This window comes from Mesorhizobium sp. M1329, assembly GCF_040318035.1.
Taxonomy (GTDB): domain Bacteria; phylum Pseudomonadota; class Alphaproteobacteria; order Rhizobiales; family Rhizobiaceae; genus Mesorhizobium.
In genome coordinates this window covers 54,677-67,314 of the sequence record NZ_JAMYLN010000006.1, presented here as the reverse complement: position 1 = coordinate 67,314, position 12,638 = coordinate 54,677, and the positions used below count along the sequence as shown (strand labels likewise).

13 protein-coding genes are annotated in these 12,638 nt (G+C 61.9%); 9 read left to right on the top strand and 4 right to left on the bottom strand.

Going from position 1 to position 12,638, the window contains the following annotated elements; translation table 11 throughout:
- The first annotated feature begins 286 nt into the window (after nt 1-286).
- The 7 genes from NKH21_RS07960 (at nt 287) to mgrA (ending at nt 7,763) form a co-directional block, all read left to right on the top strand.
- Nucleotides 287-1,525: an ABC transporter substrate-binding protein gene (locus tag NKH21_RS07960; protein WP_352668689.1), complete on the top strand. Its 1,239-nt coding sequence runs from the start codon at nt 287-289 to the stop codon at nt 1,523-1,525.
- 107 nt (nt 1,526-1,632) lie between these two features.
- Nucleotides 1,633-2,526, top strand: coding sequence for a carbohydrate ABC transporter permease (locus NKH21_RS07955; protein ID WP_352495504.1), 894 nt, complete (start codon nt 1,633-1,635; stop codon nt 2,524-2,526).
- Nucleotides 2,519-3,439, top strand: a complete 921-nt coding sequence (locus NKH21_RS07950; RefSeq protein WP_502911867.1) for a carbohydrate ABC transporter permease — start codon at nt 2,519-2,521, stop codon at nt 3,437-3,439. The genes NKH21_RS07955 and NKH21_RS07950 overlap by 8 nt, the downstream gene beginning before the upstream one ends.
- Nucleotides 3,439-4,575 (top strand): ABC transporter ATP-binding protein, encoded by a 1,137-nt coding sequence (locus tag NKH21_RS07945; protein ID WP_352863981.1) that lies wholly within the window; start codon nt 3,439-3,441, stop codon nt 4,573-4,575. The genes NKH21_RS07950 and NKH21_RS07945 overlap by 1 nt, the downstream gene beginning before the upstream one ends.
- 104 nt (nt 4,576-4,679) lie before the next feature.
- Nucleotides 4,680-5,426: a sugar phosphate isomerase/epimerase family protein gene (locus NKH21_RS07940; protein ID WP_352863979.1), complete on the top strand. Its 747-nt coding sequence runs from the start codon at nt 4,680-4,682 to the stop codon at nt 5,424-5,426.
- Between the two features lie 12 nt (nt 5,427-5,438).
- Complete coding sequence (locus NKH21_RS07935; protein WP_352863977.1) at nt 5,439-6,587, top strand: Gfo/Idh/MocA family protein; 1,149 nt, start codon at nt 5,439-5,441, stop codon at nt 6,585-6,587.
- A 129-nt stretch (nt 6,588-6,716) separates the two neighbouring features.
- Nucleotides 6,717-7,763, top strand: a complete 1,047-nt coding sequence (gene mgrA / locus NKH21_RS07930; RefSeq protein ID WP_352863976.1) for an L-glyceraldehyde 3-phosphate reductase — start codon at nt 6,717-6,719, stop codon at nt 7,761-7,763.
- An 82-nt stretch (nt 7,764-7,845) separates the two neighbouring features.
- Here the strand turns inward: mgrA and NKH21_RS07925 are convergent, their stop codons facing one another.
- Nucleotides 7,846-8,175: a DUF2934 domain-containing protein gene (locus NKH21_RS07925; RefSeq protein ID WP_352863975.1), complete on the bottom strand. Its 330-nt coding sequence runs from the start codon at nt 8,173-8,175 to the stop codon at nt 7,846-7,848.
- 180 nt (nt 8,176-8,355) lie between these two features.
- Between NKH21_RS07925 and NKH21_RS07920 the strand changes: the two genes are divergently transcribed.
- Nucleotides 8,356-8,706: a hypothetical protein gene (locus NKH21_RS07920; protein ID WP_352863973.1), complete on the top strand. Its 351-nt coding sequence runs from the start codon at nt 8,356-8,358 to the stop codon at nt 8,704-8,706.
- A 72-nt stretch (nt 8,707-8,778) separates the two neighbouring features.
- On the opposite strand, the gene NKH21_RS07915 is transcribed toward NKH21_RS07920, so the two are convergent.
- Complete coding sequence (locus tag NKH21_RS07915; protein WP_352863971.1) at nt 8,779-9,873, bottom strand: S1 family serine peptidase; 1,095 nt, start codon at nt 9,871-9,873, stop codon at nt 8,779-8,781.
- Nucleotides 9,874-10,262: 389 nt separating this feature from the next.
- Here NKH21_RS07915 and NKH21_RS07910 point away from each other — a divergent pair, with 389 nt between their 5' ends.
- Nucleotides 10,263-11,345, top strand: coding sequence for a trypsin-like serine peptidase (locus tag NKH21_RS07910; protein WP_352863969.1), 1,083 nt, complete (start codon nt 10,263-10,265; stop codon nt 11,343-11,345).
- Between the two features lie 185 nt (nt 11,346-11,530).
- Here NKH21_RS07910 and NKH21_RS07905 read toward each other — a convergent pair whose 3' ends face one another.
- Together NKH21_RS07905 and NKH21_RS07900 are read right to left on the bottom strand one after the other, a co-directional pair.
- Complete coding sequence (locus tag NKH21_RS07905; protein WP_352863967.1) at nt 11,531-12,235, bottom strand: DUF4760 domain-containing protein; 705 nt, start codon at nt 12,233-12,235, stop codon at nt 11,531-11,533.
- Entirely contained in the window at nt 12,232-12,612 is a 381-nt protein-coding gene (locus tag NKH21_RS07900; RefSeq protein WP_352863965.1) for a hypothetical protein, read from the bottom strand. Before NKH21_RS07900 ends, NKH21_RS07905 begins: the two co-directional genes overlap by 4 nt.
- Nucleotides 12,613-12,638: the final 26 nt, after the last annotated feature.

Here is a 12,638-nt window from a genome sequence, read left to right as displayed (position 1 = left end):
GTTACAGATTGTCACGACCATCGCCATATCACTGGTGACAGAGCAGAACGAGCGGTGCTGCAATCGGCGCAAAACCGTGATTGGAACGGGCTTTTTCGATTTTTTGGCGTCGCAGCATTCCATTTTGCAGTGCAACCCCTCTTGTTGCGATGCGGTAGGCCGGCGAGCCGCGCGATTTTATTCGCGCTTCGAAAAAACTTGATGCCACCTTCGCCTGAGGGGTTGCGCGCCTCAAGCAATTGCCGTATCGAAAATCTGTAACGTTTCAGATTCTGGGAGGAACGAAATGCGATACCAACTCATGACTGCTGCGCTGGCTGCGACGGTCGCGCTGCAATTCGCCGGCCCCGCGGCCGCGACGGATCTGGAAGTCACCCATTGGTGGACCTCCGGCGGCGAGGCGGCAGCGGTCGCCGAACTCGCCAAGGCTTTCGACGCAACCGGCAATCATTGGGTGGACGGCGCTATCGCCGGCTCCGGCGGCACGGCGCGGCCGATCATGATCAGCCGCATCACCGGCGGCGACCCGATGGGCGCGACCCAGTTCAATCACGGCCGGCAGGCGGAAGAATTGGTGCAGGCCGGGCTGATGCGCGACCTCACCGATCTCGCCACCAAGGAAAAGTGGACGGAAATCGTGCACCCGAAGAGTCTGCTCGACGGCTGTACCCTCGACGGCAAAATCTATTGCGTGCCGGTCAATATCCACTCCTGGCAGTGGCTGTGGCTGTCGAATGCCGCCTTCAAAAAAGCCGGCGTGCCGGTGCCGAAGAACTGGAATGAATATGTCGCTGCGGCGCCCGCTCTTGAAAAAGCAGGCATCCAGCCGCTCGCGGTCGGCGGCCAGCCCTGGCAAGCCTCCGGCGCTTTCGACGTGCTGCTTGCGGCGGTCGGCGGCACCGACGCCTTCCTCAAGGTCTACAAGGACAAGGACGCGGAATTCGCCGCCGGGCCCGAAGTCGCCAAGGTCTTCAAGGCCGCGGACGACGCCCGCAAGATGGCGAAGAACACCAATGTGCAGGACTGGAACCAGGCCACCAACCTGGTCATCACCGGCAAGGCCGGCGGCCAGATCATGGGTGACTGGGCGCAGGGCGAGTTCCAGGTTGCCGGTCAGGTCGCCGGTAAGGACTATACTTGCCTTCCGGGCCTCGGTCTCAACGAGATGATCGCCACCGGCGGCGACGCTTTCTACTTCCCGCTGCTGAAGGATCCCGAAAAATCGAAGGCACAGGAAGTGCTGGCCCACACGCTGCTCGATCCCAAGACGCAGGTCGCCTTCAATCTCAAGAAGGGTTCGCTGCCGGTGCGCGGCGACGTCGACCTCAAGGCGGCGAACGACTGCATGAAGAAGGGCCTCGAAATCCTCGCCAAGGGCAATGTCATGCCCTGGACCGATCAGCTGCTTTCGCAGGATACGCAGAAGCAAAAGGAGGATCTTTTCTCCGAGTTCTTCGCCAAGCAGGACATGACCGTGGAAGATGCGCAGAAGCGCTTCGCCGCCATTGTCGGTTCGGCCGATTGAGCGATCGACCAACCGCCTCACTCCCGCCCCTGCGAGCGCAGGGTCGGGAGCTCGGGTCAAGGCCTCTTGACCCTCCGGCCCTTACCCGATCCAGCCCGGCTGTGCAGATGAGCAAGAGCGAACGCCCTAGCCAACTCTTTCGCAACCTCAATGCGAAAATCGCCTCGATCCCAATGATCTTCACCGCGCTGGTGATTTTTGTCGGCGGCACCGTCTGGACGGTGCTGTATTCCTTCACCAATTCCAAGCTGCTGCCGCGGCTGCACTTCGTCGGGATCGACCAGTATTACCGGCTGTGGGCGACGCCGCGCTGGCTGATCTCGATCGAGAACCTGCTGATCTACGGCGTGCTGTCGTTGGTGTTCTCGCTGGTAATCGGTTTCCTGCTTGCTGCCCTGCTCGACCAGAAGATCCGGTTCGAGGACACGTTCCGGACCATTTTCCTCTATCCCTTCGCCCTGTCCTTCATCGTCACCGGTCTCGTCTGGCAGTGGCTGCTCAATCCCGAGTTCGGTGTCCAGGCAGTGGTGCGCAGCCTCGGCTGGACGAGCTTCAGCTTCAATCCGCTCTATGATTCCAGCATCGTCATCTACGGCATATTGATCGCCGCTCTCTGGCAAGGCACCGGGCTCATCATGTGCCTGATGCTGGCCGGCCTGCGTGGGATCGACGAGGATATCTGGAAGGCCGCGCGGGTCGACGGGATACCGACCTGGAAGACCTATCTGTTCATCATCATACCGATGATGCGGCCGGTCTTCATCACCACGCTCGTCATCGTCGCCTCCAATATCGTTCGCGTCTACGACCTTGTCGTCGCCCAGACCAGCGGCGGGCCCGGCATCGCCTCCGAAGTCCCGGCCAAATATGTCTATGATTACATGTTCTTCGCCCAGAACCTCGGTCAGGGGTTCGCCGCCTCGACGATGATGCTGCTGTCGGTGATCATCGTCATCGTGCCGTGGGCCTATCTCGAGTTCGGAGGCAAGAAGCGTGTCTGACCAAGCCGTTTCATCGCCTGCCATTGCCGGCACCGGCGGGCCGAGCGGGCCGAAGCCGCGCCACACATTCTCGCGCCGCAACATCTTCCTCTACGGCACGCTGATCGTGGTGGCGCTCTACTATCTTTTGCCGCTCTACGTGATGGTGGTGACATCGCTCAAAGGCATGCCCGAGATACGCCTCGGCAACATCTTCTCGCCGCCGATGGAGATCACCTTCGAGCCCTGGGTCAAGGCCTGGTCGAGCGCCTGCACCGGGCTCAACTGCGACGGGCTGTCGCGTGGCTTCTGGAATTCGGTGCGCATCACCATCCCGTCGGTGATCCTGTCGATCGCGCTCGCCTCGGTGAACGGCTATGCGCTTGCCAACTGGCGCTTCAAAGGCGCCGACACTTTCTTCATCATCCTGATCGTCGGCGCCTTCATCCCCTATCAGGTGATGATCTATCCGATCGTCATCATCCTTCGCGAGGTCGGTCTTTACGGCAGCCTCAGCGGCCTGGTGATCGTCCATTCCATCTTCGGCATGCCGATCCTCACGCTGTTGTTCCGCAACTACTTTACCTCCATGCCGGAGGAGCTGTTCCGGGCAGCGCGTGTCGACGGCGCCGGCTTCTGGGGCATTTACTTCCGCATCATGCTGCCGATGTCGCTGCCGATCTTCGTCGTCGCCATCATCCTGCAGGTGACCGGCATCTGGAACGACTTCCTGTTCGGCGTTGTCTACACCCGCCCCGACACCTATCCGATGACGGTGCAGCTCAACAACATCGTCAACTCGGTGCAAGGCGTGAAGGAGTACAACGTCAACATGGCAGCCACCATCCTGACCGGCCTGGTGCCGCTGATCGTCTATTTCCTGTCCGGAAAATTGTTTGTGCGCGGCATCGCCGCCGGCGCGGTGAAAGGGTGATGGCGATGAACGCAAACGGCAGCGTTGCGGTAAGCGGCAGCAAGGGGGCAAACGGCACCAGCGTCTCGATCCAGAACCTGTCGCTAAATTTCGGCGCGATATCGGTGCTGCAGACGCTCAACCTCGATGTCGCCGAAGGCGAGTTCATCGTGCTGCTCGGCCCGTCCGGCTGCGGCAAGTCGACCCTGCTCAACTGCATTGCCGGGCTGCTCGACGTTTCCGAAGGCCGCATCTTCATCAAGGGCAAGAACGTCACCTGGGAAGAGCCGAAGGATCGCGGCATAGGCATGGTGTTCCAGTCCTACGCGCTCTATCCGCAGATGACGGTGGAGAAGAACCTGTCGTTCGGGCTGCGCGTTGCCGGCCTCGCCAAGGACAAGATCGCCAAGCGCATCGCCCGGGCCGCCGAGATCCTGCAGATCGAACCGCTTTTGCACCGCAAGCCGGCGGCCCTGTCCGGTGGCCAGCGCCAGCGCGTGGCGATCGGGCGCGCACTTGTGCGTGACGTCGATGTCTTTCTGTTCGACGAGCCGCTCTCCAATCTCGACGCCAAGCTGCGCGCGGAATTGCGCGTCGAAATCAAGCTGCTGCACCGCAAGCTCGAGAACACCATGATCTACGTCACCCACGACCAGATCGAGGCGATGACGCTGGCCGACCGTATCGCGGTGATGAAGGGCGGCGTCATCCAGCAGCTCGATGCACCGCAGACCATCTATAACCGGCCGGTCAACCGGTTTGTCGCCGGCTTCCTCGGTTCGCCGGCAATGAACTTTCTCGACGGCAGGCTGGAGCAGGCGGCAGGCGACTGGCACTTTGTCGCCGAGGATGTGCGGATACCGCTTGCCACCTATGCTTTCGAGAAGGACCCGGTGCCGGGGCCGGCCGTGTTCGGCATCCGCCCCGAGCACGTGGCGTTCAACAGCGGCACGGGATGGCCGTTTGCAGCCACGGCAAACGTCGAGGTCGTCGAGCCCATGGGTTCCGACACGCTGGTCTGGCTGAAGCTCGGCGGCCAGAATTTCACGGTACGGGTGACAGCCGAGCGTACGCCAAACAACGCCGAGGCGGTCGGCATCGGTTTCGACCCGATGCGCGCCTCGCTGTTCGACGCCGCCACAGGTAACCGCCTCTAGAGCATGATTTAGCCTCCCAAGACTCTTCCATCCCCCCAAGACTCATCCCCCAAGACTTACTCATCCCCCAAGACTAACCATCCACAAGAAAACGGATAGAGACGATGAACTGGTCATTCCAACTTTACAGCGCCCGCAATTTCCAGCCCTGGGAGGGCGTGCTCAAGATGCTGGGCGAGCTTGGTTACAGCCAAGTCGAAGGGTTCGGCGGCGTCTATGACGATCCCAAGGCGTTTCGTGCCGAGCTCGACAAGAACGGACTCGCCATGCCGACCGGGCATTTCTCGATCGACGCGCTCGAGAAGGATTTCGACAGCGTGCGCAGGACGGCCGATGCGCTCGGCATCACGCTGCTCATCTGCCCGTTCCTGAACGCCGAGTTCAGGCCGGCCGACGCCGCCGGCTGGCGCGGCTTCGGCGAACGCCTGGCCAAGGTCGGCGAAACAGCCAAGAAAGCCGGCTATGGCTTTGCCTGGCACAACCATGATTTCGAGTTCAAGGCGCTCGCCGACGGCTCGGTGCCGCAGGACCATATCCTTTCCTCTGCGCCCGACATCGGCTGGGAGATGGATGTCGCCTGGGTGGTGCGCGGCGGCGTCGATCCGCTGCCCTGGATCGAGAAGCACGGCAAGCGCATCGTCGCCGTCCATGTCAAGGACTTGGCCAAGCCGGGCGAGGGCCTCGACGAGGACGGCTGGTCTGATGTCGGCCACGGCACCATCGACTGGCCCGGCCTGGTCAAGGCGCTGCGCGCCAAAAGCGCCGCGAAATACTACGTCATGGAACAGGACAATCCCAACGATATCGAGCGCTTCGCCCGCCGCTCGATCGCAGCTGCCAAGACCTATTAGGAGCACACCAGCATGGCAACAAAACTTGGCATCGGCGTCATCGGCTGCGGCAACATCTCGAAGGCGTATTTCTCGCTGGCGCCGCTGTTTCGCGGCATCGAGATGCGTGCCTGCGCCGACATCAATATGGAAGCGGCGAAAGCGCGGGCAAAAGAGTTCAAGCTGCGCGCCGAAACCGTCGAGGGGCTGCTCAAGGCCGACGATATCGATATCATCGTCAACCTGACCATTCCGGCGGTGCATTACGAGGTGTCGAAGCAGATCCTCGACGCCGGCAAGCACGTCTATTCGGAGAAGCCCTTCGTGCTGTCGGTCAAGGAAGGGCTCGACCTGAAGAAACGGGCGGAAAACAAGGGGCTGCGCATCGGCTCGGCCCCCGACACCTTCCTCGGCGGCGCGCACCAGCTTGTCCGCGACCTGATCGACACCGGCAAGCTCGGCAGGATCACCAGCGGCACCTGTCATGTGATGAGCCATGGCATGGAGCATTGGCACCCCAATCCGGACTTTTTCTTCCAGCCGGGCGCCGGGCCGGTGCTCGATATCGGACCCTATTACATCACCAATCTGATCCAGTTGATCGGGCCCGTGAAGCGGGTCGCGGCTTTTGCTTCGATCCCGATGACGGAACGCATCATCAGCTCGAAGCCGCGCGCCGGCGAAAAGATCCCGGTCTCCACGCCGACGACGATCCACGGCGTGCTGGAATTCGAGAACGGCGCCGTGGTGACGCTCAACACCAGCTGGGATGTCTGGAGCCACGGCCACGCGCCGATGGAGCTCTATGGCGAGGCGGGCACGGTGTTCGTGCCAGATCCGAACTTCTTCGGCGGCGAAGTGCGCTACACCGAAGCCGCCAAGCCGGTGAAGAAGCTGCCGAAATGGCCGCATCCGTTCGGCGTGCCCAACGAGATGCATTCGCACGGAATGATGGCCAACTATCGCACCGCCGGCCTTGCCGACATGGCGATCGCGATCGGGGAAGGCCGGCCGCATCGCTGCTCGATGGAACTGGCGCTGCATGCCGTCGACGTCATGACCGGCCTGTTGCGCTCGGGCGAAACGGGAAAGTTCGTTGCCATGCAGACCAGCTGCGAGCGGCCAGCGGCACTCGGCGTCAAGGCGGCGAAGGAGCTGCTGGCGAAGAAGAAAACGAAGTAGGCGGCGCACCTCCCAAGCACCGCAAAAAGCCTCTCCCCGTTTGCGCGGGGAGAGGCTAAGGGTGGCAAGCTCGACTGCCCCACTGTCGCGGCGGCAGCCGTCGGGCTCGTTTCGATTTGAGGATTTCCCATGCCCTATGTCCCCGCCGAAAACCGCTACGAAAAGATGGTCTACAATCGCTGCGGGCGGTCCGGCCTGAAGCTGCCGGCGATCTCGCTTGGGCTGTGGCACAATTTCGGCGACGACACGCCGCACAGAACCAAGCAGGCGATCACGCGCAAGGCGTTCGACCTCGGCATCACGCATTTCGACCTCGCCAACAATTACGGCCCGCCGCCCGGCTCGGCGGAACAGGCGTTCGGCGAAATCCTGCGGACTGACTTTGCCGGCTATCGCGACGAGCTGATCATCTCGACCAAGGCCGGCTACGAAATGTGGGCAGGACCTTACGGCGAATGGGGCGGCCGCAAATATGTGCTGGCCAGCCTCGACCAGAGCCTGAAGCGGATGGGGCTCGACTATGTCGACATCTTCTATTCGCACCGCTTCGACCCCGACACCCCGCTGGAAGAGACGATGGGCGCGCTCGATCAGGCGGTGCGCTCGGGCAAGGCGCTCTATGCCGGCATTTCCTCCTATAATTCGCAGCGTACCCGCGAAGCCGCCGATATTTTGAAGCAGCTCGGCACGCCTTGCGTGATCCATCAGCCGAGCTATTCGATGCTCAACCGCTGGGTCGAGGATGATGGTCTGCTCGATACGCTGGAGGGGCTTGGCGTCGGCTCGATCGTGTTCTCGCCGCTGGCGCAAGGCATGCTGACCGACAAATATCTCGGCGGCATCCCCGATGGCAGCCGCGCCAGCCAGGGCAAGTCGCTGCGCCCGGCATTCATCAATGACAAATCGATCGCCAATATCGAGGCGCTGGACGTCATCGCCCGTCGCCGCGGTCAGACGCTGGCGCAGATGGCGCTGGCCTGGGTGTTGCGCCGGGGCAGTGTGACGTCAGCGCTGATCGGCGCCAGCCGGCCGGAACAGGTCGAGGATTGCGTCGGCTCGCTGAAGGCGCTCGACTTCAGCGATGCCGAGCTCGCCGAGATCGACACCTTTGCACGCGAGTCGGACATCAACCTCTGGGCGGCATCGGCCGAACGCAAGGGGCCGCCTCGGAAGTAGGCGACGACGGTCTGCGGTCCGTTTTCATCGAAAAGACGCGGCAGCGAAAACTGGCAGCTGTCTTCGACACGGTGGCCAGCCGCTAACTTTCGGCTGTCTTGAGGTTCCGCGCGGCTTGCTCGAGCGTCGCCCTGTCGGTGCCAAGCCTGTCGATCAGCTCTTGCGCCTGGTCACCGGTTATCCCGGTGCGCATCGCCAGTGCCTCGACCGTCAGAACGTCGGAACTGGCGATCGTTCCAGCAGGACCGTGCTCGGCCGCGTCATCATTGGCCTGGCCGGTCGTCGTCACATCGTAGCCAAGCTCTTGCTTCGCCTGTTGCCAATGACGCTCATGCGCGCCATCCGGGCGGCCCTCCCGCATCCAGATTTCATAGGCTCGTTGCCGAATCTTTTCATGCCGATCGTTGTCCATGACGGTTCCTCCCTTGTGGCGTTTTCACCAACGCGGGGAGCGCCGGAACGATCCGATGTTCAAGCCGATTTCGCAGGCAAAGCCGCGCTTTCAACGAACAAACACCGGACAGAATCGTTTTGCCGAGGAACCCGCACAGCGGGCACGCCGTTGATCCTCACCTGAGCAAAGGAGATTGCCATGGCCGACGAACCAAACGAATCCGCAGCACCCAAGATGACTCAACGTGAAGCTCAGGAAGCCCTGGAGAAGCAGGTCGCGCAGCTGAAACGCGAGATCAGCAAGATCAATCGGACCTTGGCCGAACGCGCGGAAGAGGCGATCGAAGACGCCAGCGGCTGGTATGACAACGCTGCTGACCGCGCCTCCCGGACTGCACAAGCCCTGCGCAACAGGGCGCAGACGGTGTCCGGGGTTGTCCAGGATAATCCCGGCACAGTATCGTCGGCATTCATCCTCGGAGCGGCTGTAGGGGCGCTACTCGGCCTCACCTTGGCCGCCACAGACCAGCGCCGCGATCGCTGGTTCTAGTCCCAACCTAAGGTTCCGGACAGAAACAGCGGGATTGCTCCCGCCGTTCATTCATTCAGCAAATGACGCCGGTCAGGGCGTGGCCGGTTTCTGCGCCGTGCCGAGGGCTTTGGGCGCTGCGGGTACGGGCGCTGCGGTATTCATCTTTTCCTCGATCCAGCCGGTGTAATTGGCCAGCCGCGTGTAGATGCCGTAGGCGTTCTTGTGGCCGCAGGCGGTGCCGCCGTCGGCCGGACCTTCGCCCCAGCTGACGACGCCGACCTGCACCGGACCATCGGCGCGGGTCATGAACAGCGGTCCGCCGCTGTCGCCATTGCAGGCGTCGCGCTCGCCGCTGGCCGTGCCGGCGCAGATCATGTTGCCGGTCAGCGGATCGGCCATGTCGGCAGCAATCGCGTTGGCAGCCGCCTCGATGCCCCTTTCCGAATAACGCATGCGGCGGGCGAGCTCGCCGAGCGCTGCCTTCAAATCATGCGCATAAATCGCCTTGATGCCGCTGTTGCAGGTTGCGTTCGGCTGGAGGTCCAGGTCGGCGACCATCAGCGCGGTGGGAAATGTTCCGTCCTGCATCTTGCCCCACCCGGTGACCGTCGTCTTGCCGGCGTCGGGGGTCGGCTCACGGGCAATTTTGATGGTCGGGGCATCAGCCGGCTCGGCCAGCCGGATCAGGCCGAGATCGTTGTCCAGCGTCTGCTCGCTATAGCCCTCGTTGACGATGATCTCCACCGCCTTGTAGCGCTTGCCCTCGCTCAGATCGGTGGCGCCGGTGAGCACCGTCACCACATCAGGCGAAATCGGCTCGCCGTCGTCATTGAGGCAGTGCGCCGCCGTCAGCACCCATTGCGGCGCGATCAGGCTGCCGCCGCAGAACTGCGCATTCGCCTGCGAGGCCGGGCTTTTGTCCAGTTTGCTGGTGGTCAGCAATGCCACCTGGAACGGGTAAGCGTCCTTCTCGGCCTCTTTGCCGCCGTAGACGCGATCGGCGCCGTCGGGATTCACCGCCCTGGCCTTTGCCCTGGCCTCGGCCACGCGTTTCATCGGCGAGATCGCCGCCTCCGGCCGGGCGGCCGCGTCTCCGGCATGAACGGAATTGACGGCCGGCACGGCCGCCGCGATGCCGAGCAGCGCGGCGGCGGCAATCGGTCTGAACCTATGGATGATCTTCACCTCGAGCCCCCTGAGACGATGTTCCGACAGTCAGTCGCCGACGCATGATCTACTGAAATGGAACCGGCCGGTGAGATCATGCTCCACGGCGAAGCACGATCCGTCACAAAGCCGAGCACCATTTCTGCTAGTCGTGCTGTCGAACCAAACCCACCCAAAATCCTATAGCCCCCCACAGGCTATGTGGAAGCAATTTGTCGTTGCCAATCTTGGATTATTTTAGGCAGTATACCGTTGCAGGCATTTTTGGGGGGGACCTAAACTGGCTGCACTGAATAATGGCCCGGTAAAGGCACCGGTAACTAATTTCATTTTTCTGCGCCACCACGATCTCGACAATATTTCTGTATCTTGATCCAGTCCTTGCTGACTTTTGGGAGAGTCTCATCATGACAAAACTGACACATAGCATTATTGCGTCCGCGTTGCTTTCCACCGCAATGTGGGCGGTTCCTGCCTTGGCTGCCGATCCAGGTTCCGCCAATGCCGGCAACGGCGAAAGCATGCGGGACGTGACATCGGGCGATTACAAGCCCGGCCGGGCGAAACCGATCGCCCCGCCGAAACTGACCGACGACGAGGCCAACCGCGCCGCGCCGCTCACCGACGAAGCAACGGCCGTCAAATCCTATGGCATCGTCGGCCGCTCCGCCGATGGCAAGGACATCAAGATCGACCCGAACGAGACGCTGAAGGACCTTGTCATCAAGGAAATGAACGCGCCCGCCGACGGGCAGAAGTCCGACAATTCCGGGTTGAACGGAGGCGAAGAGGCCGGCCGCCAGGTGTTCGGCACGGACGACCGCGAGCAGATCAAGAATACCAAAACCTACCCGTTCACCGCAATCGGCTATCTCGAAGGCAAATCGAAGAGCGGCAGTTACGGCAGCTGCTCGGCGACACTGATCGGCCCGCGCACGGTGCTCACCGCGGCGCACTGCCTCTACAGCCACGAGGACAAGGCCTGGCTCGACGATATCCTGTTCGTGCCGGCCCTCAATGGCAAGACCGCCGACGACGCACCGTTCGGCGCCTTCACCTATGAAAGCGCCTATATCGTCCAGGGCTTCATCGACAATTACCAGGGCTTCTACGGCTCGGTCGTGCCATGGGATCTCGGCATCGTCACCCTGAAACAGGATGTCGGCACCAATCTCGGCTGGCTGGGCTATGCCAATTACGTGGATCTCGGCGATTTCACCGCCAACATCATCGGCTATCCCGGCGACAAGCCGATGGGCACGATGTGGAAGGCGACCTGCGAAGTGCATGCCGAAAACATCGCCACCGAGTATTTCCAGTACGACTGCGACACTTTTCCAGGATCGAGCGGCAGCTCAGTTTATGCCTATGACAATGGCTCCAAGCAGCGCGTCATCACCGGCGTAAACGTGGCCGAGAGCCCGGATGCCAATACCGCCGTGCGCCTGAACGCCATCAATGTCCAGTGGATCAACAGTCTGTACAAATAGGCGTGCAGAATTTCGGCCGCGATCGTCGCGGAGGGCTAGAGCGGAATGCGTTCGAATTGAACAGTGCATTCCGCTCTATCTGTTTGTCTAGCCGCATTTCTGCGACGCCAAGTGATTCCACTTGGCTGCAAAATGCTCTAGCGGCGGCGGAGCATTTCCGTCGCCGGCTTTCGCATTTTGGGGGACTATCTGGACTGGGCCGAGGCTGGCGCCTGGCGCACATAGTTCTCGATCGGCAGGGCGAAGGTCGGCGAGCCGGCCTTGCGCTCCTTGTCGATATAGCCGGCAAAATAGCTCCAGAACGAAGCGGCGTAGTCGCGGAAATAGGAGTCGGCGACCTCGCGCGAGCACAGCCTGCCTTCGACGCAGAAGGAAAGGCGGTTGAGAAAATAGACGATGCGGTCGAAATTATCGCTGAACTCGGCAAGCGGCATGTCGCCGCCAGTAGCGCTCATCGCTTCGATGCCGATGCGCTGTCTGAACACCTGTTCCTCGGTTGGCGTCGGATTGGCACTGAGCAGATTGCCGTATTTGGCGTTGAGCGCCGCCAGGCGTTGCTTGAGGGCCCGTTGTGCCTGCTGGTAATCCTTGCTTTCCCAGAGCTCGACCAGCGACATCGTCTGTTCGACGCGCTTCTGCTCCTGGTTCGCCAGGAACTGGTAGACCGAAAAGATCAAGGTGAAAATGATCGCCAGGCGTACCAGCAATCCGGACCAGGCATAGACGAGCATGCGCCAGTCGCGATCGGTGAACGGGTTCGCCCCCTTCTTGACCTCGTGATTGCTCACCCACGGCAGGCCTTCGACAGTTTCCGGCAGGGACACCGGCTTCTTTTCCAATGTCGGCGCTGACACTGCCTGCTGCGTTGCGCTGCCCCCTGCTTTCGTCATCCGCAGCTGTCCAGTTCTATGGTGGCGGACGGGTCGAGCACGATGCCCGGCGTCTCCAGCTTCTTCTTCAGGCAATCCAGCTGCGCGCGCGAGACGATGAACTGCACGTCAGGCTCCGCCTGCGCCTTGCCTGGCGACGGCAACGGTTCGACCACGCCGCGTGAGGTGCAGCTGCTGAGATCGACGACGACGGCGGTGTTGCCGGTTTTGGCGATCTGGTCGTACTGGTCGAGAAAGCAGCTCGCCAGCTCGGAGTTGATGACGACCTCCTTGGCGCAGAGGCCGCAAGCCTCGTCCGCCGAAGCATTGGCGGCCAGCAATAGCCCGGCGACAAGGCCGGCAGTTGTTGCGCGCCGCGAAAATACGATCCTGTTCACGAACGCCCTCATCCGTTCCGTTCGGC